We start from the raw sequence: 17,461 nt of genomic DNA, 5'->3' as shown, positions 1-17,461 counted from the left end.
GTCGGAGTCGCGTCGCTCAGACGAGCGGCTCGACCAGGTCCTCCAGGGCCGCCTTCGGGTCGTCGGCCTTGGCGACGCCGGAGGCCAGCAGCACCCCTTCGGCGCCGAGTTCGCCGGCCGCCTCGAGGTCCTCGCCGGTGGAGATGCCGGCGCCGCAGAGCACTGGGACGTCGCCGACAGACGCCGCGGCGTCGACGGAGTCAGTGACGACGTCCGGGTCGGCCTTCGAGACCGGCGTCCCGGTGCCGATGAGCTCGGGCGGCTCGACGGCGACGGCGTCGGGTTCCAGCGCCGCGGCCGCGGCGATCTGACGGGGGTTGTTCGCACAGACGACGGTCTCCAGGTCGGCCCGCTCGGCGGCCCGGAGGCCGGCGTCGATATCTGCGAGCTTCAGGCGGTTCTCGGAGTGGTTGAGCAGCGTGCCGACGGCGCCCGCGTCGGCGACGGCCTCGGCGAGCGTCGACCCGGTGTGGGAGCCCTGCTCGACGGGCGAGACGTGCTGGGCCCAGGTCTCGACGCCGGTGTCGGCGACGCGGTCGAGGTGGGCGGCCTGCGGGGCGACCGCGATGCGGACGCCGGTGTCGTCGGCCACGTCGGCGGCCGCCTGCGCGACGGCGACCGGGTCGCACGGGTACGCCTTCAGGTTCACGAGGACGAACATACCGGCAGGGCGGCGCCCGCGGAAAAATAGCTGTCCATCCCGCTCGCCGTGCCGGGCGTCGCGGAGGGCCGAAGGGCGGGCGTCGGGTCAGCGCACGGCTGCGAGGTCGACGAACGCGTCGTCGTTCGCCGTCAGCCACGTCGACATGCGGGGGACGCCCGAGAGCCCCCGGGGATAGACCGTCCGCCGGTCCGGTCGCCGGTCGTACTGGACGAGCGTCGACTCCAGTCGCTTCGGGATCTCGCCGGCGTCCTCGAACTGGAACCTCGCGTCAGTCCGCTTGGGGATGCTCGTCATCGACAGGTGGAGACCGGTGCAGGGCGACCAAAACAGCTGCTAATTGACGTATCCAGCCCTCAATAGCAATCCGGAGCGGTCGGTCGATGGATTGACCCCCTGTCGGGCCCCTGTTACGGTATGACGTTCGAATTGACCCCCGAACAGGAGGCCGTCCGGCAGGCGGTCAGGGAGTTCGGCGACGAGGAGATCAGACCCGTCGCGAAGGAGTACGAGGCGGAGCAACGATACCCCGCGGACCTGCTGTCGGAGGCCGCGGCCCTCGACCTCGTCGCGCCGCACGTCCCAGAGGCATACGGCGGCGCCGGCATGGACGCCATCTCGACCATCGTCGTCACCGAGGAACTGTGGCGGGCCGACCCCGGGGTCGGCGGCTCCATCGCCGCCGCGGACTTCGGGACCGGGATGCTCCTCGAGTTCGGCGACGAGTGGATGAAGGAGGAGTGGCTGCCGCGGGTCACGGGCGGCGAGACGCCCATCGCCACCGGCATCTCCGAACCCGCGCACGGCTCGAACGTCGCGGGGATGGAGACCACCGCGGAGAAGGACGGCGACGAGTGGGTCGTCGACGGCACCAAGATGTGGATCACCAACGGCTCGGTCGCCGACGTGGCGATCATCATGGCGAAGACCTCACCCGAGGATGGCCACGCCGGCATCACCGCGTTCCTCACCGAGACCGACGTCGACGGCTACGAGGCGACGCCCATCCGGAACAAGCTCGGTATCAAGGCCCAGGACACCGCCGAGATCGTCGTCGACGGGCTCCGCGTCCCCGAGGAGAACGTGGTCGGCGAGGTCGACGAGGGCTTCTACCAGCTCATGCAGTTCTTCGCTGCGGCGCGGGCCGACGTGGCCGGCCAGGCCACCGGCGTCGCGCAGGCCGCCCTCGAGGAGGCCGTCGCCTACGCCGACGAGCGCGAGCAGTTCGACCAGAAGATCGCGGAGTTCCAGGCGATCCGCCACAAGATCGCCGAGATGGCGACGGACGTCGAAGCCGCCCGCTCGCTGGCCTACCGCGCCGGCGGGGCCCTGGAGGCCGGCGACGACGCGCTCGCGACGCGGCTCTGCGCGATGGCGAAGCTGTTCGCCTCCGAACACGCCGTCGACGTCACCGACGAGGCCATCCAGGTCCACGGCGGCGCCGGCTACGTCACCGACCACCACGTCGAGCGGTTCTACCGCGACGCCCGCGTCACGAAGATCTACGACGGCACCTCGGAGGTCCAGAAGAACATCGTCGCCGACTCGCTGCTGTAGGGGTCAGGTCTCGGCCAGCGGAAGTCGGACCTCGAAGACCGAACCGCGGGGTTCGTTGTCCCGGACCGCGACCTCGCCGCCGAAGTCGGTCACCAGCGACCGGACCAGGTACAGCCCGAGCCCCATCCCCGAACTGCGCTCGCCCATCGCGCCCTGCTCGAACAGGCGCTCGCGGACCTGCGGCTCGATCCCGGGGCCGTCGTCGGCGACGGTCACCGAGACCTCTCCGTTCTCGCGTACGACTGCGACGTCGACACGGGGGTGTTCGACGTCGCTGTGGACGATCGCGTTTCGGACGAGGTTCCCGAAGACCGACCCGAGGAGTTCGCTCGCCCGGACCGGCGCCTCGGGGACCGGGCCCGCCAGTCGAACCTCCGCGTCGGAGTACGTCGACCGGGCCTTCTCGACCTCGTGTTCGAGCAACGCCCCCAGGTCGACGACGTCCGTCGCCTCGACGCTCCCGCGCTCCATGGCCTTCGAGACGTCGGCGGCGACGTTCGTCAGCTCGACGATGTGTTCGCTCGCGGTCCGGATGCGATCGAGCTGCTCGAGCAGTTCCCCGGAATCCCCCCGTTCGGCGAGGTCCTCGGCCAGCAACTCGCTCCAGCCGGCCGCGACAGCGGCGTCGTTGCGGATGTCGTGTCTGAGCATCTGGTTGAGGAGGACGACCTGGCGGTTGTACCGCTCGAGTTCCGCCTCGTACTGGACGCGGTCGCTGACGTCGACGAGCGTCAGTAGCTCGCCGAGCACCCGACCGTCGGCGGTCTCCAGGGGCGCCCGCCGGACCTCGATCACGGGACAGTCGGAGCCGTCGTCGCCCAGGTGGATCACGTGAGGGGGTTCGCCGGTGTCGAGCTCTCGTGCGACCCGCGCCGCACGGTCCGAGAGTTCCGCCAGCGGCCGTCGTGCCAGCTTCGTATCGACGTCCAGGTACCGCCTCGCGACGCCGTTCAGCTGGTTCACGCGACCGTCGGAACCGAGGACGACGACGCCGTTCTGCGTCCCCTCGATGAGCGCCGTCGTCGGGATCGGCGCCTGATCGAGGAGGTCGTAGCGGTAGGTCCCCCAGGCCAGGGCGACCCCCGTGACGGCGAAGCCGATGGGGATCGTGTCGACCCGCGGGTGGACCACCGCCGCCGCGGACTCCGGAAAGAGGGTCCTGAGCAGTTCGGCGGCGAGCGGGACTCCGATACCCACGGCGACGACGCCGATCTGGCGGCGGTAGGCGGTCGTCGAGGAGACGGACAGCCGCAGCACCACCAGCAGACTCGCGACGACCACGGCGTAGGAGTAGAAGACGTCCACCGTGAGCCACGGCCCGTACGTCGGGTCCATGTACACCGCGTCGCCGACGGTCACCAGCGTCGCGTCCGCGAGGTAGAGATCGAAGAACGGGCTCATCGTCAGCACGACGCCGGTGACCGGGACGGAGAGTACCGCCGCCAGGACCGGGCGGGTGAGCCATGCCGCGTCGTCGGCGTACCGGACCGCGAAGACGAACAGCGACGGCAGGAGCACGTACCAGCCCAGCACCTGGACCCGCCACGTCAGGCGCTTGAGCGCCAGGGAGGTGACCGTCAACTCGACGGCGTACCCGGCAGCGTACAGCGCGCCCCCGGCCGCGAGGAGGGCCAGCGGCAGCCACGCCGGGTGGTCGCGACGTCGCCAGCCGACCCAGGCCACCGCCGCCAGGACCGCCGCCGAGAACGCGACGATCGGGGTGTACGGCGTGAACTGGACGGCCATCTGGACGGTCGACGCTCCCTCGACAGTTAACTCCCGCGCCGATATCGACGCTTACAGGGAGGCCGAACCGGAACCGCCGGGTATGGAAGGACGCCGCGTGTGGGTGCCGGTCGGCGGGGAGCCGCGCCTCGGAACCGTCGTCGAACGGACCTACGCGCCGAAGACGGGCGCGGAGTTGCTCGCCGTGGAACTCGACGACCCGGTCGATGACACGGAGAACGTCGTCGTCAACCCCCAGGTCGACGACGTGCTGTTCGAGAACGAACTGTAGGAGGGGTCCGACCGTGGAGACGATCACGCTGCCGGACGGCCGGACGCTCGCCTACGAGGAGTTCGGGGACCCGGAGGAGCCGCCGGTGGTCTTCTGTCACGGGACGCCCGGGTCCCGGCGCTCCGCCGCGGTCTTCGACGACCAGCAGATTCGCGTCCTCGCTCCCGACCGACCGGGAGTCGGCGGGTCCGACCCGGCGCCAGAGTCGTACGCAGAGCCCGGCGCCGCGCTCGAATCGTGGCGGCGGGACGTCGAATCGCTCGCGGCCGAACTGGGGGTCGACTCGTTCGGAGTCGTCGGCTTCTCCGGTGGCGGACCGTTCGCCCTCGCCGCCGGCACCGCGCCGTCGGCGAACCGCGTCGCCCTCGTCGCGCCGCACGGTCCGCCCGACACGCAGGAATCCAGCGGGCTGGCGCTGCTCGCCAGCTACGCGCCAGTCGTTCTGCGCGGGCTCTTCGCGATCCAGCGTCGCGTCGTCCGGCGCGACCCACAGCGGGCGCTGTCGCTGTACACCGACGCCGATCCCGAATCGCTGTCGCTCCCCCCGGACGTCGATCCCGTCGAGCGGCTGGCCGCGGACTACCTCGCCGCCACGGCCCAGGGCGGCCGGTGGCCGGCCCGGGAGACCGCGCTCTTCGTCGAGCCGTGGGAACTACCCGACCCGTCGGTGCCGGTCCGGATCTGGTACGGCGAGCATGACGGGAACGTCCCGCCGTCGACGGCCGAGGCTGTGGCCGACCGTGTCGCCGACGAGTCGGTGGCCCTCCCTACGGATCACCTGGAGACCCTCTGTGGGTCAAGAAGCAGCGTCGCGTCGTTCCTCAGTCCTTCCGCTTGACGACGTCGCCGAGCGTCGTCTCGCCGGTCGAGGACCCGCCGGACCACTCGCTGTCGTCGCCGCCGCCGCCCGCCGAGAGGGAGACGTCGAGGGCCTTCTCGAGCTTCCGCTGGACCTTGTCGCTCGGCAGGACGTCGCCTCGCTCCAGCTTCCTGATGAGGCTCGCCTTCTCGTTGAGCTGGTCGGCGAGTTCCTCCTGGGTCAGCCCCTGGCCCTCCCGGGCGTCGCGGATGCGGTCGTCGTAGTCCTGGACGACCTCGTCCATCTCGTCGAACATGTCGCGGCGGCTGCCGCCGCCACCGCCCGACGAGCCCCCGGACGGGCCCCCCGACGAAGACGACGACGAACTCGACGACGAGGACGTCGAGTACTTCGTCGACGACGAGGAGGTGTCCTGGGTCTGGACCTCCGTCCCGAAGTCCGCGCAGTCGTCGCAGACGTCGAGTTCGGCCCCCTCGATCTTGACCGTCTTCGGCGACCCCGTCTCGGCGCCGCACATCTCACACTGGACCATACCGGGTCCTTGCCCCTGGGACGCAAAAGGGTTTTCCCGCGCGGTTTCGCGGCGTTGGCTTCCGGTTCAGTCGAGCGCGGTCATGGAGTAGTAGAAGCGCTGCAGCGCGGTGACGTGTCCGACCACGGCGAGGAAGACCAGCAGCCACCCCACGAGCGACAGCCCGTAGAGTTCGGCGGTGTAGAAGGCCGCGACCAGGGTCACGCCCCCGATGATCACGAGGCGGTCGGCGCGGCCGACGACGCCGCCGTAGACGCGGTCGAGGCCGACGGCCTGGGCCTGCGTCCCCAGGTAGGAGGTCATCACGACGCCGGTGACCGCGAGGAACCCGAGGAGGTACGCCTGGACGCCCGCGGCGAGGCCGGCGATGATGACGATGTCGGCGTAGCGGTCGAGGACGTGGTCGAGGAGGTCGCCGGCCTTCGAGGCGACGCCCTGCCGCCGGGCGAGGGCGCCGTCGAGCAGGTCCAGCCAGCCGTTCACGAGGACGAACAGCGCGCCGAGCAGGTACAGCCGCGGGTCGGGCTCCCAGACGCCGGCCGGCGCGCCGGCCATCGCGTACGCCGTGGCGGCGAAGACGGCGAAGCCGAAGGCGACCACGCTGACGCCGTCGGGGGTCAGTCCGGCACGGTCGGCGGCGTCGACGAACGGTTCGAGCATCCGGTCGGCCAGGGGTCTGAATCTGTCGAGCGTCATAGGTAGTCGAGGAAGTCCACGTCTCCGGCGGACGGCTCGCGGTCGCCGGCGACGACGGCCTCGATGGCGTCGGCGACGGCCTCCGGGTCTCGGTCGGTCGTGTCGATCTCGTAGACGGCGTCGAGGCCGTGGGCGTCGACGGCCTCCGAGAGGACGACGTCCAGCGCCTCCGCCTCGGCGTTCTCGGCCGCCTTGGCGCTGTCCTCGCCGCGGTCGAGCAGGCGCTCGCGGAGCTGTCGGGGGTGACAGCGCAGGACGACCACGCGGTCGGCGTCGAGGTGGTGGGCGAGGTGGGACTCCACGAGGACGTCGTCGCGGTCCGCCATGCGCTCGCGGACGGCCTCGAGGTCGGCGACGAGGCTGCCGCGTTCGGGGTCCTCGCCCTCGGCGAGGCCCTCCTCGCGGATCAGGTCGTTGAGGTGGACGACCTCGAGGTCGGCGTCGACGCACTTCGAGGCGGTGGTCTTCCCGGTTCCGGGGGTTCCGGTGACGGCGACTCTCATAGGCAGTCGTTCAGCACCTCCACGGCCCGGCGGGTCTCCTCGCGGGTGCCGCAGGTGACGCGGACGCACTCCGGCAGGCCGAACGAGGAGGTGTCCCGGACGATGACGCCCTCGCGCTGGGCCGCCTCGGCGACCGCGCCGGCGTCGCCGACCTCGCAGAGGACGAAGTTGCCGGCGCTCTCCCAGGTGTCGCAGGCGAGGTTGTCGTACATGTACTCGCGGGCCCACGCGGCGGTCTCGACGCTCTTCTCGACGTGTTCGTCGTCCTCGAGTGCGGCGAGGCTGGCCCGGCAGGCAATCTCGGAGGCGGCGAAGGGGGTGTTGACCCGGGCGTAGGCGTCGGCCCACTCCCCTGGGACGAGGGCGTAGCCGAGGCGGACGCCCGCCAGCCCGTAGGCCTTCGAGAACGTCCGGAGGACGGCGACGTCGTCGCGTTCCTCGACGAGTGCGACGGCCGACGGCGAGTCGGCGAACTCCCCGTAGGCCTCGTCGACGACGACGAGCGTCTCCTCGTCGGTCCCGTCGGCGATGGCCTCGACCTCGTCCAGCGACACCTCGCTGCCCGTCGGGTTGTGGGGGCTGGTGAGGTAGACGACCCGCTCGCCGTCGTAGTGCGGCAGGACCTCGTCGGCGTCGATGGCGAAGTCGGTCGCCTTCCGGACGGGGTACTCGGCGACGGTGCCGTGGTGGTAGCGGGCGCTCATCCCGTAGTAGGCGAAGCCCGGCTCGGGTACGAGGACGCCGTCGCCCGGGTCGAGCATCGCGCGGGCGAGGTAGTCGAGCGCGCCGTCGCCGCCGTTGGCGAGCCACACCTGGGCGGAGTCCACGTCCCACCGCTCGGCGAGCCGCTCACGGAGGTCGGTCGCGGAGGACTTCGGGTAGGTGTGCACCCGCGGGGCGTACGCCCGGATGGCCTCGGCGGCCGCCGGCGACGGCCCGAAGGCGTTCTCGTTCGAGGAGAGCTTGACCAGCGAGTCGGGGTCGAGCCCGAGCTCGCGGGCCACCTCCTCTACCCCCCGGCCCGCCTCGTAGGCGACGTGCGCCGACAGGTCCCGTGGTTCCATATGCGACCCTCTCGGCGGCGTCGCTTAAGTAGCCGTCCATCTCTCGCCCCGGCGACGGCGAGCTTTCTTTGGTCCGTCGCCCCTAGAGGGCCTATGACGAAGACAGCAGTCATCGCTGGCGTCGGTCCCGGTCTCGGCGCAGCGCTGTCCGAACGGTTCGCGTCGGAGGGGTACGCTGTCGGCCTGCTCGCGCGGTCGGCGTCGTACCTCGAGGACCTCGCCGGTCGGCTGCGCGAGGAAACTGCGGGGGACGCCGTCGCGGTGCCGACGGACCTGGCGGATCCGGACGAGATCGAGACGGCCTTCGAGCGGGTCTACGACGCCTTCGGGCAGGTCGACGTCCTCGTCAACCACGCCAGCGCCGCGTCGTGGGACGGCCTGCTGGAGCAGGACGCCGAGGACTTCCGCCGGGCGCTGGCGGTCGGCCCGGAGGCCGCGCTGCACTGCTCGCAGGCGGCGGCCGCGGACATGCTCGACGGCGACGGCGGGACGATCATCTTCACCGGCGCGACGACGGCCGTCCGGGGGAAGGAGGGCGCCGTCGGGTTCAGCGCCGCGAAGTTCGCCTGCCGCGGGATGGCCGAGTCGATGGCGCGGGAGCTCGGTCCCGAGGGGATCCACGTCGCTCACGTCGTGATCGACGGCGGCATCCTGCCGCCCGACGGGGACGTCGACGACCCCGAGGAGTACCTGGACCCCGACGCCATCGCCGACAGCTACTGGCACCTCGTCGAACAGGACCGGTCGGCGTGGACGCTGGAGCTTGATCTGAGGCCGCACGTCGAGGAGTTCTGAGGCCACTCAGGAACGTATCTCGTAGGAGACCTCGACCTCCCGGGGTTCCCGCGGGTCGTCCGGCGGGCCGGACCACAGCTTGACGAGGATCACGTACGTCCCGTCCTCCGGGAGTTCGCTGACGTAGCCGTCCCCGGTCAGCACCGTGTCGAGGGGGTCGCCCTGGTCGAACTCCTCGGCGTCCGCCCACTGCTCGGCGACCCGCTCGTACTCGCTCTCGGTGTAGACCTTCACCCAGTCGCTGGAGTCCGCCCCGTCGACGGTGAACTGGACCTCCGAGCCGGCCGACGCCTCGAACGGGACGTCGAACAGCTCGTCGGGGCCGACCTCACGGCTGACGGTGTCGGACTGCGGCGACTCGCTGCCACCGTCGCTGTCGTCCGAGACCTCGGCCAGCGCCGCCGAGAACAGCCCGTCGCGGTGGGCGAGCGCGCCGGCGCCGACCAGCGTCGAGAGCCCGAAGAGGACCCACCGCCGGGACTTGCCCGACCCCGTCGACCCCGTCGCCGTCGACCCCGTCGTGGTGCCGCCTCGCGTCGAGCCGGTCGAACCCGCGGCCGACCGGCCCCCGGTCTGCCTCTCGTCGGCGTTCCCCCGTCCGCGACCGACGTACGTCGTCCGGTCGCCGTCGCCCGTTCGGCCGCCACCGCCGGCGGAGCCCGACCCCTGGTTCCGACCGGAACGGTACCGGTCACTGTAGTCGCCAGAATCGGTGCTGTCCGCGGCGCCCGCGGCGCCGTAACCCCCGGCACCGCCGCCCGTCCGGTCGTCGACGATCTTCCGGTAGGCCTCCTTGACGCGCTTGAACTCGGCGGCCGAGCCGCCGGCGTCGGGGTGGACCTCTTTGACGAGCTCCCGGTACCGTCGTTCGACGGTCTCCCGGTCCGCGTCGCGGTCGACTCCCAGGACGTCGTAGGGCGAGGCCATTCACCTACCCGTTGTGGAACGAAAACAATATATTCGTCGATAGTGGCCTCGTTCGGTGTGGTCAGACATTGCCTTATCACTATCATATAGTTGTATTTGGCTAGTTCCGGGGCCACATCGGTCGTAACCGTCTACCACGTTCCGGTCGCTCGTATGGTCGAGACCGCACGAGTTCGCCCGCGTCGGCGGACTCGTTGCCGATTGAGGTGCCTATTAGTGACCGGCGGGCGCCGACCACCACATGGTCGTCGACACCGTCGCCTACACCATCCACACCGGGTTCGCCGCCATCTGGGCGGGGTCGGTCCTGTTCGTGACCGCCGCCGTGCTGCCGCTGGCGATAGACGCCGACGTCACCCCGGCGGCGTTCGGGAGCGTCGTCACGAGACTGCAGTGGGTCACCCGGATCAGCGCCGTCCTGCTGTTCGCCACCGGGGGCCACCTTGCGGGCACGCGCTACACGGCGGGGACGCTCACCGGGACCCCCCGCGGCCACCTCGTGCTGGCGATGCTGACGCTGTGGCTGCTGCTGGCAGCGGTCGTGGAGATCGGCAGCGCGAGAGCCCAGCGGGGTATCGACGAGGAGAAGATCCGGGAGCCGGCTCGCGAGGCCCGACCGTTCTACCTGGCCGGCGCCGTCTTCGCCGTCGGGCTGCTCGTCGTCGCAGGGATGCTCGGGACGCCGCCGTTCTGACCCGCCCGAACTAGGGGATTCGGATCTCGTTCCTGAGGGTGCCGACGCCCTCGACCTCGACCTCGACCGTGTCGCCGTCGGAGAGCGGCCCGACGCCCTCCGGCGTGCCGGTCGAGATGACGTCGCCAGGCTCCAGCGTCATGTAGGCGGTGATCTCCTCGATGAGCTCGCGGACGGAGAAGATGAACTCGTCGCGCGAGGAGTTCTGCCGGAGGTCGCCGTTGACCCGGCACTTGACGGCCGCGTCCCGGGGCACCTCCTCGGGGGTCGCGATGACGGGGCCGATGGGCGCCGCGTCGTCGAAGGCCTTCCCCCGGACCCAGTTGGTCTCGACCGCCTGGTCGTCGCGGTTCGAGAGGTCGTTGACGCAGGTGAAGCCCGCGACGACGTCCTCGGCGCGCTCCGCGTCGACGTTCCGGCACTCCTCGGAGATGACGACGCCGAGTTCGGCCTCGTAGTCGAGGCGCTCCTTGTCCGGCAGGAGCTCGACGGTCTGGTCGTGGCTGGCGACGGCGTTCGGCGGCTTGAGGAACAGCAGCGGCCGGTCGGGGACGTCCTTGCCCTGCTCGGCCGCGTGGTCGGCGTAGTTGAGCCCGACGCAGACGATCTTCGAGGGCTCGCAGGGCGGCAGCACCTCGACCTCGTCGGCGCCGAAGACCTCGTCCTCGAGGGTGATCCGGCTGCCGTGGGTCGGGTGGGCGCGGATCTCCGCGCCGTCGTCGCCGGTCCACTCGCCGCGTCGGACCTCGCCGCCGGGGTCACGGAAGCGTACGTGTCGCATACCCGCCCGGACGGCGGGCGGCGGTATAAGCGTTTAACGACGGACCGACGGGCCGCCACGCTCACCCTCGGGCCCCACCGCCCTCCGGCGACTGCCGGCGTCATTTTTTGTGTTTCTGACGACGACATTTCAATGCATGGAGGCGTTTGTCGAGCTCGTGTGTCCGGCCTGCGAGAAGCACTGGGAGAAGGCACCGTCGGAGCTTCCGGAGCCGAAGGAGTCGTTCGACTGTCCGGACTGCGGCGAACGCCGACCGCTCTCGGAGTTCACTCGGTCCGACCGCGACCTCGAGGTCCTCCGGGAGTCGCTCTGAGAACCGTCGCGAAACCGACCCGTTCCACCAGTACGAACCATGAACTTCAGTGACTTCACCGGCGAGGTACAGCACCGGCTCGAACTGGGCACCGAGGGCGAGGCCGTCCGCGCGACGCGGGCCGTCCTCACCACCCTCGGCGAACGGATCCAGGCGGGCGAGGCGACCGACCTCGCCGCGCCCCTCCCGATGGAGATCGACTACTACCTCGAGAGCGTCGACCACGGCCAGGGGTTCGGCTGGGACGAGTTCGTCTCCCGCGTGGCCGACCGCGCCGAGGTCGAGGAAGGCGACGCCACCTACTACGCGCAGACGGTCGTCGCCCTCCTCACCGAGGTCGTCCCCGAGGGCGAGGTCGACGACCTCCGGGCGGCGCTGCCCGACGACTACGGCGACCTCTTCGAACTCGCCGAGGCGGACTCGACGCCGTGGCCCGAACCGTAGGTCAGAGCCGCTTCCGCATCTCCCGGTGTGGGATTCCGGCGTCCTCGAACTCTTCGCTCGTTATTTCGTAGCCCAGCCGCTCGTAGAACGCCACCACCGGCACCTGGGCGTGCAGGACCAGTTCCTCGTAGCCGCGATCGACGGCCGTCCCTTCGACTGCGTCCATCAGGTCGCGGCCGAGCCCCTCGCCGCGCCGCGACTCGACGACCGCGACCCGTTCGACCTTCCCGACGCCGTCCTCGTACTCGCGGAGCCGCGCGGCGCCGACGGGGTCGTCGGCCTCGGTCGCCAGGAAGTGGGTCGCTTCTTCGTCCTTCCCGTCGATCTCGCGGTGCTCGGGGACGCCCTGCTCCTCGACGAACACCGCCCGCCGCACCGCCAGGGCAGCCTCGAATTCCTCCTCGCTCGAGACGCGCCGTACGTCCATGTCCGGGGGTACGACGCCGCGGAGGTAACGCCACCGGTTTCGGGCCCCTCGGTCAGCCGACACTCACCATTAAGACGCGCACGCGAGTACGTCGACCCGTCATGGAGCTCACCTGGTACGGCCACTCAACGTGGCACGTCAGCGTCGACGGGACCGACCTGCTCATCGACCCGTTCTTCGACAACCCGAAGACGGACACCGACCCCGAGGAGCTCGACCCCGACTACGTCCTGCTGACCCACGGCCACGCCGACCACATCGGCGACGCCGACCGGTACTCCGGGGCCACGCTCGTCGCCGTCCCGGAGCTCGTCAGCTACGCGAAGGACAACTTCGGCTACGAGGACGCCGTCGGCGGGATGGGGATGAACCTCGGCGGCACCGTCGAGTGCGGCGACGCCTGGGTGACGATGGTCCGGGCCGACCACACCAACGGCATCGAGACCGACTACGGCGCCTCCGCGGGCATGCCCGCCGGCTTCGTGATCGGCGACAAGAAGCCGACCCAGGAGTCCGACGCGGACACGACCGCCTTCTACCACGCCGGCGACACCAGCCTCATGGTCGAGATGCGCGAGGTCATCGCGCCGTTCCTCGAGCCCGACTTCGCCGCCCTCCCCGCGGGCGACCACTTCACGATGGGTCCGGCCCAGGCCGCCATCGCCGCCGACTGGCTCGGCGTCGACTACGCCTGCCCGATGCACTACGACACCTTCCCGCCCATCGAGATGGACCCCGAGGAGTTCGAGCGCGAGCTGAAGGCCGCCGGCGCAGGCGCCGAGGCCGTCGTCCTCGAGGGCGAGGAGTCCTTCGACCTGTAGGGGCGAGCGACCCACCTTTTTATGCCAGCCGTGCGATAGTACGCCCGCAATGACCGACATCCAGACGACGACCGTCAACGAGGAGAAGTTCCACGCACTGAGTCGCGCCGGCGACTTCGAGCTCAGCATCGACGCGACCGGCGAGGACGGCCCCACCCCCAACGAGGTCCTGGTGGCCGACTACGCCTCCTGTTTCACCTTCGCGTGCCGCGCCGGCGCGAACCGCCAGATGGACGTCGACCTCGGGAAGGTCGAGACCGAGGCCGAGGCGGACCTCAACGACGACGACGACCTCACCGGCATCCGGTTCCACATGCAGATCGAGGCCGACCTCGACGACGAGCAGGTCGACCAGCTCCTCGAACTCGGCGAGGACATCTGCCACGTCCACGACTCCCTGAAGGAGGAGCTGTACGCCGACGTCGACGTCTCGACCGACGCGTACTGAACCCCGACTCGCCCGTTCTCTCCCGACCTCCGCAGCGCCTCCGCGACCATCCCCGCTCACCCCACGGTTCTTGTACCGGGAGGCGACCATACGGCGCGTGCCCAGCCGAGTCGCTGTCCGGCATCGGAACGCGCGCGGCCGCCGGGCAGTACCGAGCCGCCTGCACGCCACGCCACCTTAAGAGCCCGGCGTCCGTAGCCGCCGATATGAGCGACTGGCAGGACATGATCGTCGGCGACCGGATGGCAGTCGACGACGAGTTCTCGGCGCGCGTCGAGCGATCCGGGTTCTCCCGGCAGGAGTGGGGCCTCATCATGACGGCGACGGACTTCGACATCCGCGACCCGGCCGACGAGGACGCCGCGACGCTCGTCGCCGACACCTCCGAGCTCCCCGCGATCATGCCCGAACTGGAGAACGTGGTCCAGATGGGGCCGATGGGACAGCCCCAGCAACGCGATCAGTCGAGCGGCGGCATCGTCGACTCCGTCCTCGGCGCGCTCGGCCTCGGCGACGGCGGCGACAGCGGGGGCGAGACCGACCAGGAGCGGCTCGAAGAGGCCGAACGGCTGGTCCAGGCCTACGCCGACGAGCTGCAGGCGCACCTGGAGGACCAGGGACGGTGGGGAGAAGTCAGAGCCGCGGCAGCCGGCGGGGACGAACCGCGGTAGCTACAGCCGGTCGACGACGGCCGCGGTGACGTCCTCCGTGGACGCCGACCCCCCGAGGTCCGGCGTCCGGGGGCCGTCGGCGAGCACCGACTCGACGGCCTCGCGGACCGTCGCCGCCTCGTCGGCGTACTCGAGGTGCTCCAGCAGCATCGCCGCCGAGAGGATCGTCGCCGCGGGGTTGGCGACGCCCTCGCCGGCGATGTCCGGCGCGGAGCCGTGGACCGGCTCGAACAGCGCGTTCTCCGGGCCGACGTTCGCGCTCGGCAGCAGGCCGAGCCCGCCGACGAGCCCGGCCGCCAGGTCCGACAGCATGTCGCCGGCGAGGTTCGGACAGATGACGACGCCGTACTCCTCCGGCCGGAGGAGGAGGAGCATCGCCAGCGCGTCCATCAGCGCCTCGTCGTACTCGGCGCCGCGCTCGTCCCCGACCGAGCGGACCGACTCGAGGAACTGGCCGTCGGTCGTCCGCATCACGTTCGCCTTGTGGGCGACCGTGACGTCGTCGTAGCCGTTCTCCGCGGCGTACTCGAAGCCGTAGTCGGCGATGCGCCGCGAGGCGTCGTCGGTGATCACGCGCGTCAGCGTCGTGACGCCGTCGGCGATCTCCGACTCGATGCCCGAGTAGACGCCCTCGGTGTTCTCGCGGACGAAGACGAGGTCGGTCTCGGGGCGGAGCGCGTCGACGCCCGGGTACGCGCGGGCCGGCCGGACGTTCGCGAAGGAGCCGACGGCCTCCCGCAGCGGGAGGATGACGTCGGCGGCCGACTCGCCGGCGGCGCCGAACAGCGTCGCGTCCGCCTCGGTCGCCCGCCGGTAGGTCTCCTCCGGCAGCGCCTCGCCGGTCTCGACCTTCACGTGGTCGCCGGCGTCGGCCTCGACGAACTCGAAGTCGGCGACGGCCTCCAGGACCTCGACGGCCGCGGGGACGACCTCCTGGCCGATACCGTCGCCCGGGACGACCAGGACCGTCTCAGTCATCGCCGTGGCCCTTCCGCGGTTCGGGGTCGTCGACGTACGGCAGCGAGGCCGCCGTCTCGGCGATGGCCTGGGTGTTCGACTTCATCAGCGCGGTCGTGTCCCAGATGCCCTCGACGAGGGCCTTCCGCTGGGCGTCGTCCACCTCGACGTCGACGGTCTCGCCGCCGTAGGTGACGGTCTCGGCAGCGACGTGGACCTCGATCTCGCCGTCGGGGTTGGCCGCGACCCAGTCCTGCAGTTCCTCGATCGTCTCGGTGTCGGCGGTGACCGTCGGGACGCCGAGCGCCAGGCAGTTGCCCGCGAAGATCTCCGCGAAGGACTCGCCGATGATGGCGTCGATGCCCCAGCGGACGAGCGCCTGCGGGGCGTGCTCCCGCGAGGACCCGCAGCCGAAGTTCGCGTTGACCACCATGACGTTGGCGTCCTGGTACCGCTCCTCGTTGAACGGGTGGTCCTTCTCGTTGTCCTCGTCGTCGAAGCGCTGGTCGAAGAACGCGAACTCGCCGAGGCCGTCGAAGGTGACGACCTTCATGAACCGCGCGGGGATGATCTGGTCGGTGTCGATGTCGTTGCCGCGGACGGGGATGCCGGTCCCCTCGACGTAGTCGACGCTCGGGATCTCCTCGGTCGCGTCGCTCATGCTTCCACCTCCGCTTTCGGCAGCTCGCGCACGTCTGTCACTTCGCCGGTGACCGCCGCCGCGGCGACCATCTCGGGGCTCATCAGGACGGTCCGGCCGTCCTTCGAGCCCTGCCGGCCGACGAAGTTGCGGTTCGAGGAGGACGCGCAGGCCTCGTCGCCCACCAGCTGGTCGTCGTTCATGCCGAGGCACATCGAGCAGCCGGCCTCCCGCCAGTCGAAGCCCGCCTCGCGGAACACCTCGTCGAGGCCCTCGGCCTCGGCGGCGGCCTTCACGCGCTGGCTGCCGGGGACGACCATCGCGCGGACCGAGTCGTCGACCTGCCGGCCCTTCACGATCTCGGCGGCCGACCGGAGGTCGGGCAGCCGCGCGTTCGTACAGGACCCCAGGAACGCGACGTCGATGTCGTAGCCCTGCATCGTGTCGCCGGGCTCGACGCGCATGTGCTCCTGGGCCCGTCGTGCCGTCTCCTGCTTGTCGGCGGGCAGGTCCTCCGGCGCGGGGATGGGCTCTGTGATGCCGATGCCCTGTCCGGGGGTAGTGCCCCAGGTGACGACGGGTTCGATCTCGGAGCCGTCGATGGTGACGACGTCGTCGTACTCGGCGTCGTCGTCCGAGCGGATGGACTCCCAGTAGGGCTTCAGCCGCTCGAAGCGCTCGGGGTCGTCCGCGAAGGCGTCCGTCTCGGCGAGCCACTCGTAGGTGGTCTCGTCGGGGTTGACGTAGCCCGCGCGGGCGCCGCCCTCGATGGACATGTTGCAGATGGACATCCGGCCCTCCATGCCGAGGCTCTCGATGGCCTCGCCGGCGTACTCGTAGACGTAGCCGACGCCGCCGTCGGTGCCGAGCCGCCGGATGATGGTGAGGATGACGTCCTTGGCGGTGACGCCCTCGCCCAGCTCGCCGGTGACCTCGATCTTCCGGACCTTCTTCTTCTCCATCGCGACAGTCTGGGTCGCCAGCACGTCGCGGATCTGGGAGGTACCGATGCCGAACGCCAGCGCACCGAAGGCGCCGTGCGTCGAGGTGTGGCTGTCGCCGCAGACGATGGTCGTGCCGGGCTGGGTGAGCCCCTGCTCCGGCCCGATGACGTGGACGATCCCCTGGTCGCCGGTGGTGGGGTCGTCCAGTTGGATGCCGGCGTCGCGGACGTTGGTCTCGAGCTCCGCCATCATCTCCTCGGCGGCCTCGTTGTCCAGAGGCCGCGACTGGTCGGCCGTCGGGACGATGTGGTCGACCGTCGCGTGGGTCAGGTCGGGGCGGGCGACCTCGATGTCGCGCTCCCGGAGCATGCCGAAGGCCTGCGGGCTCGTGACCTCGTGGATGAGGTGGAGGCCGACGAACAGCTGGTCCTGGCCGTTCGGCAGCGTCGTCACCTTGTGCTCGTCCCAGACCTTGTCGTACAGCGTTCGCTCACTCATCGTCTACTCCGCGGTCGTAGGCGCGCTGTGCGCCGTCGTTCTCGCCGGGCGGGGTGTGGCTGACGTCCGCCAGCCGGTCGGAGTCGTCGTCGGACGCCTCCGCGTCGTCGACGGCGTCTGCCTCGCCCCCGTCCGCGGCGATGGTGTTCCCTCGGCTGTACGTCTGCGTGTCGCCGAACACCCGTCCCGTGTAGGGGTTGGTGTGGCTCATCGTTCCCAGCGTGTCGTCGTCTGTCATGTCGGTGTCGTCG

General features: G+C 70.6%; 24 protein-coding genes. 10 read left to right on the top strand and 14 right to left on the bottom strand.

The genetic code is table 11. The features are described from left to right. Nucleotides 1-16: 16 nt before the first annotated feature. Nucleotides 17-661, bottom strand: coding sequence for a triose-phosphate isomerase (tpiA, locus tag HWV07_RS00815; RefSeq protein ID WP_178332471.1), 645 nt, complete (start codon nucleotides 659-661; stop codon nucleotides 17-19). Nucleotides 662-748: 87 nt separating this feature from the next. Continuing rightward, the gene (locus HWV07_RS00810; protein WP_178332307.1) at nucleotides 749-958 is read right to left on the bottom strand and encodes a DUF7511 domain-containing protein; all 210 of its coding nucleotides are present in this window, start codon (nucleotides 956-958) and stop codon (nucleotides 749-751) included. A 120-nt stretch (nucleotides 959-1,078) separates the two neighbouring features. Here HWV07_RS00810 and HWV07_RS00805 point away from each other — a divergent pair, with 120 nt between their 5' ends. After that, nucleotides 1,079-2,218: an acyl-CoA dehydrogenase family protein gene (locus tag HWV07_RS00805; protein WP_178332470.1), complete on the top strand. Its 1,140-nt coding sequence runs from the start codon at nucleotides 1,079-1,081 to the stop codon at nucleotides 2,216-2,218. A gap of 3 nt (nucleotides 2,219-2,221) precedes the next feature. On the opposite strand, the gene HWV07_RS00800 is transcribed toward HWV07_RS00805, so the two are convergent. Next, nucleotides 2,222-3,964, bottom strand: coding sequence for a sensor histidine kinase (locus tag HWV07_RS00800; protein ID WP_178332469.1), 1,743 nt, complete (start codon nucleotides 3,962-3,964; stop codon nucleotides 2,222-2,224). Between the two features lie 82 nt (nucleotides 3,965-4,046). Here HWV07_RS00800 and HWV07_RS00795 point away from each other — a divergent pair, with 82 nt between their 5' ends. Further along, nucleotides 4,047-4,235, top strand: a complete 189-nt coding sequence (locus tag HWV07_RS00795; protein WP_178332468.1) for a hypothetical protein — start codon at nucleotides 4,047-4,049, stop codon at nucleotides 4,233-4,235. A gap of 13 nt (nucleotides 4,236-4,248) precedes the next feature. Continuing rightward, a complete protein-coding gene (locus HWV07_RS00790) occupies nucleotides 4,249-5,073 on the top strand; it encodes an alpha/beta fold hydrolase (protein WP_178332467.1) in 825 nt (274 codons plus the stop codon). Here the strand turns inward: HWV07_RS00790 and HWV07_RS00785 are convergent. From HWV07_RS00785 to hisC, 4 genes are all read right to left on the bottom strand, one after another. Continuing rightward, nucleotides 5,057-5,587 (bottom strand): multiprotein bridging factor aMBF1, encoded by a 531-nt coding sequence (locus HWV07_RS00785; RefSeq protein ID WP_178332466.1) that lies wholly within the window; start codon nucleotides 5,585-5,587, stop codon nucleotides 5,057-5,059. The genes HWV07_RS00790 and HWV07_RS00785 overlap by 17 nt on opposite strands. A 66-nt stretch (nucleotides 5,588-5,653) precedes the next feature. Continuing rightward, entirely contained in the window at nucleotides 5,654-6,283 is a 630-nt protein-coding gene (locus HWV07_RS00780) for a CDP-alcohol phosphatidyltransferase family protein (protein WP_178332465.1), read from the bottom strand. Next, nucleotides 6,280-6,786 carry an adenylate kinase family protein gene (locus HWV07_RS00775; protein WP_178332464.1) on the bottom strand — a complete coding sequence of 169 codons (507 nt, stop codon included), beginning with the start codon at nucleotides 6,784-6,786 and terminating at the stop codon, nucleotides 6,280-6,282. Before HWV07_RS00775 ends, HWV07_RS00780 begins: the two co-directional genes overlap by 4 nt. Then, nucleotides 6,783-7,850 (bottom strand): histidinol-phosphate transaminase, encoded by a 1,068-nt coding sequence (gene hisC, locus HWV07_RS00770; RefSeq protein WP_178332463.1) that lies wholly within the window; start codon nucleotides 7,848-7,850, stop codon nucleotides 6,783-6,785. The genes HWV07_RS00775 and hisC overlap by 4 nt, the downstream gene beginning before the upstream one ends. Nucleotides 7,851-7,943: 93 nt before the next feature. Here hisC and HWV07_RS00765 point away from each other — a divergent pair, with 93 nt between their 5' ends. Beyond that, nucleotides 7,944-8,645, top strand: coding sequence for an SDR family NAD(P)-dependent oxidoreductase (locus tag HWV07_RS00765; RefSeq protein WP_178332462.1), 702 nt, complete (start codon nucleotides 7,944-7,946; stop codon nucleotides 8,643-8,645). Between the two features lie 6 nt (nucleotides 8,646-8,651). Here HWV07_RS00765 and HWV07_RS00760 read toward each other — a convergent pair whose 3' ends face one another. Next, complete coding sequence (locus tag HWV07_RS00760) at nucleotides 8,652-9,572, bottom strand: J domain-containing protein (RefSeq protein ID WP_178332461.1); 921 nt, start codon at nucleotides 9,570-9,572, stop codon at nucleotides 8,652-8,654. A gap of 241 nt (nucleotides 9,573-9,813) precedes the next feature. On the opposite strand from HWV07_RS00760, the gene HWV07_RS00755 reads away from it, so the two are divergent. After that, the gene (locus tag HWV07_RS00755; RefSeq protein ID WP_178332460.1) at nucleotides 9,814-10,266 is read left to right on the top strand and encodes a CopD family protein; all 453 of its coding nucleotides are present in this window, start codon (nucleotides 9,814-9,816) and stop codon (nucleotides 10,264-10,266) included. Nucleotides 10,267-10,276: 10 nt separating this feature from the next. Here the strand turns inward: HWV07_RS00755 and HWV07_RS00750 are convergent, their stop codons facing one another. After that, entirely contained in the window at nucleotides 10,277-11,047 is a 771-nt protein-coding gene (locus HWV07_RS00750) for a fumarylacetoacetate hydrolase family protein (protein ID WP_178332459.1), read from the bottom strand. 136 nt (nucleotides 11,048-11,183) lie between these two features. Here HWV07_RS00750 and HWV07_RS00745 point away from each other — a divergent pair, with 136 nt between their 5' ends. Both HWV07_RS00745 and HWV07_RS00740 read left to right on the top strand, forming a co-directional pair. After that, a complete protein-coding gene (locus HWV07_RS00745) occupies nucleotides 11,184-11,360 on the top strand; it encodes a DUF7836 family putative zinc-binding protein (RefSeq protein WP_178332458.1) in 177 nt (58 codons plus the stop codon). A gap of 39 nt (nucleotides 11,361-11,399) precedes the next feature. Then, a complete protein-coding gene (locus tag HWV07_RS00740; protein WP_178332457.1) occupies nucleotides 11,400-11,804 on the top strand; it encodes a DUF2267 domain-containing protein in 405 nt (134 codons plus the stop codon). Nucleotide 11,805: 1 nt separating this feature from the next. On the opposite strand, the gene HWV07_RS00735 is transcribed toward HWV07_RS00740, so the two are convergent. After that, nucleotides 11,806-12,231, bottom strand: coding sequence for a GNAT family N-acetyltransferase (locus HWV07_RS00735; RefSeq protein WP_178332456.1), 426 nt, complete (start codon nucleotides 12,229-12,231; stop codon nucleotides 11,806-11,808). A 101-nt stretch (nucleotides 12,232-12,332) separates the two neighbouring features. Between HWV07_RS00735 and HWV07_RS00730 the strand changes: the two genes are divergently transcribed. The 3 genes from HWV07_RS00730 (at nucleotide 12,333) to HWV07_RS00720 (ending at nucleotide 14,171) form a co-directional block, all read left to right on the top strand. After that, nucleotides 12,333-13,052, top strand: coding sequence for a metal-dependent hydrolase (locus tag HWV07_RS00730; RefSeq protein ID WP_178332455.1), 720 nt, complete (start codon nucleotides 12,333-12,335; stop codon nucleotides 13,050-13,052). A 49-nt stretch (nucleotides 13,053-13,101) separates the two neighbouring features. Then, a complete protein-coding gene (locus HWV07_RS00725; protein WP_178332454.1) occupies nucleotides 13,102-13,500 on the top strand; it encodes an OsmC family protein in 399 nt (132 codons plus the stop codon). A 206-nt stretch (nucleotides 13,501-13,706) separates the two neighbouring features. After that, nucleotides 13,707-14,171: a DUF5799 family protein gene (locus tag HWV07_RS00720; RefSeq protein WP_178332453.1), complete on the top strand. Its 465-nt coding sequence runs from the start codon at nucleotides 13,707-13,709 to the stop codon at nucleotides 14,169-14,171. Here HWV07_RS00720 and HWV07_RS00715 read toward each other — a convergent pair whose 3' ends face one another. Genes HWV07_RS00715 through HWV07_RS00700 form a run of 4 tightly spaced genes read right to left on the bottom strand, consistent with a single transcriptional unit; the run spans nucleotide 14,172 to nucleotide 17,448 of the window. Beyond that, a complete protein-coding gene (locus HWV07_RS00715) occupies nucleotides 14,172-15,149 on the bottom strand; it encodes an isocitrate/isopropylmalate family dehydrogenase (protein ID WP_178332452.1) in 978 nt (325 codons plus the stop codon). Beyond that, the gene (gene leuD / locus HWV07_RS00710) at nucleotides 15,142-15,789 is read right to left on the bottom strand and encodes a 3-isopropylmalate dehydratase small subunit (protein ID WP_178332451.1); all 648 of its coding nucleotides are present in this window, start codon (nucleotides 15,787-15,789) and stop codon (nucleotides 15,142-15,144) included. Before leuD ends, HWV07_RS00715 begins: the two co-directional genes overlap by 8 nt. Beyond that, nucleotides 15,786-17,210 carry a 3-isopropylmalate dehydratase large subunit gene (leuC, locus tag HWV07_RS00705; RefSeq protein ID WP_178332450.1) on the bottom strand — a complete coding sequence of 475 codons (1,425 nt, stop codon included), beginning with the start codon at nucleotides 17,208-17,210 and terminating at the stop codon, nucleotides 15,786-15,788. The genes leuD and leuC overlap by 4 nt, the downstream gene beginning before the upstream one ends. Next, the gene (locus tag HWV07_RS00700) at nucleotides 17,203-17,448 is read right to left on the bottom strand and encodes a DUF7989 family protein (protein WP_178332449.1); all 246 of its coding nucleotides are present in this window, start codon (nucleotides 17,446-17,448) and stop codon (nucleotides 17,203-17,205) included. Before HWV07_RS00700 ends, leuC begins: the two co-directional genes overlap by 8 nt. Nucleotides 17,449-17,461 lie beyond the last annotated feature (13 nt).

Origin of the sequence: Natronomonas salina (assembly GCF_013391105.1) — an archaeon.
Classification (GTDB): Archaea; Halobacteriota; Halobacteria; order Halobacteriales; family Haloarculaceae; genus Natronomonas; species Natronomonas salina.
The sequence above is the reverse complement of the archived record's forward strand: the minus strand, read 5'-3'. Positions and strand labels throughout refer to the sequence as shown.

Coding starts and splice junctions, on each gene's coding strand:
- tpiA (WP_178332471.1), bottom strand. CDS start 661: ATGTTCGTCCTCGTGAACCTGAAGGCGTACCCGTGCGACCCGGTCGCC.
- HWV07_RS00810 (WP_178332307.1), bottom strand. CDS start 958: ATGACGAGCATCCCCAAGCGGACTGACGCGAGGTTCCAGTTCGAGGAC.
- HWV07_RS00805 (WP_178332470.1), top strand. CDS start 1,079: ATGACGTTCGAATTGACCCCCGAACAGGAGGCCGTCCGGCAGGCGGTC.
- HWV07_RS00800 (WP_178332469.1), bottom strand. CDS start 3,964: ATGGCCGTCCAGTTCACGCCGTACACCCCGATCGTCGCGTTCTCGGCG.
- HWV07_RS00795 (WP_178332468.1), top strand. CDS start 4,047: ATGGAAGGACGCCGCGTGTGGGTGCCGGTCGGCGGGGAGCCGCGCCTC.
- HWV07_RS00785 (WP_178332466.1), bottom strand. CDS start 5,587: ATGGTCCAGTGTGAGATGTGCGGCGCCGAGACGGGGTCGCCGAAGACG.
- HWV07_RS00780 (WP_178332465.1), bottom strand. CDS start 6,283: ATGACGCTCGACAGATTCAGACCCCTGGCCGACCGGATGCTCGAACCG.
- HWV07_RS00775 (WP_178332464.1), bottom strand. CDS start 6,786: ATGAGAGTCGCCGTCACCGGAACCCCCGGAACCGGGAAGACCACCGCC.
- hisC (WP_178332463.1), bottom strand. CDS start 7,850: ATGGAACCACGGGACCTGTCGGCGCACGTCGCCTACGAGGCGGGCCGG.
- HWV07_RS00765 (WP_178332462.1), top strand. CDS start 7,944: ATGACGAAGACAGCAGTCATCGCTGGCGTCGGTCCCGGTCTCGGCGCA.
- HWV07_RS00760 (WP_178332461.1), bottom strand. CDS start 9,572: ATGGCCTCGCCCTACGACGTCCTGGGAGTCGACCGCGACGCGGACCGG.
- HWV07_RS00755 (WP_178332460.1), top strand. CDS start 9,814: ATGGTCGTCGACACCGTCGCCTACACCATCCACACCGGGTTCGCCGCC.
- HWV07_RS00750 (WP_178332459.1), bottom strand. CDS start 11,047: ATGCGACACGTACGCTTCCGTGACCCCGGCGGCGAGGTCCGACGCGGC.
- HWV07_RS00745 (WP_178332458.1), top strand. CDS start 11,184: ATGGAGGCGTTTGTCGAGCTCGTGTGTCCGGCCTGCGAGAAGCACTGG.
- HWV07_RS00740 (WP_178332457.1), top strand. CDS start 11,400: ATGAACTTCAGTGACTTCACCGGCGAGGTACAGCACCGGCTCGAACTG.
- HWV07_RS00735 (WP_178332456.1), bottom strand. CDS start 12,231: ATGGACGTACGGCGCGTCTCGAGCGAGGAGGAATTCGAGGCTGCCCTG.
- HWV07_RS00730 (WP_178332455.1), top strand. CDS start 12,333: ATGGAGCTCACCTGGTACGGCCACTCAACGTGGCACGTCAGCGTCGAC.
- HWV07_RS00725 (WP_178332454.1), top strand. CDS start 13,102: ATGACCGACATCCAGACGACGACCGTCAACGAGGAGAAGTTCCACGCA.
- HWV07_RS00720 (WP_178332453.1), top strand. CDS start 13,707: ATGAGCGACTGGCAGGACATGATCGTCGGCGACCGGATGGCAGTCGAC.
- HWV07_RS00715 (WP_178332452.1), bottom strand. CDS start 15,149: ATGACTGAGACGGTCCTGGTCGTCCCGGGCGACGGTATCGGCCAGGAG.
- leuD (WP_178332451.1), bottom strand. CDS start 15,789: ATGAGCGACGCGACCGAGGAGATCCCGAGCGTCGACTACGTCGAGGGG.
- leuC (WP_178332450.1), bottom strand. CDS start 17,210: ATGAGTGAGCGAACGCTGTACGACAAGGTCTGGGACGAGCACAAGGTG.
- HWV07_RS00700 (WP_178332449.1), bottom strand. CDS start 17,448: ATGACAGACGACGACACGCTGGGAACGATGAGCCACACCAACCCCTAC.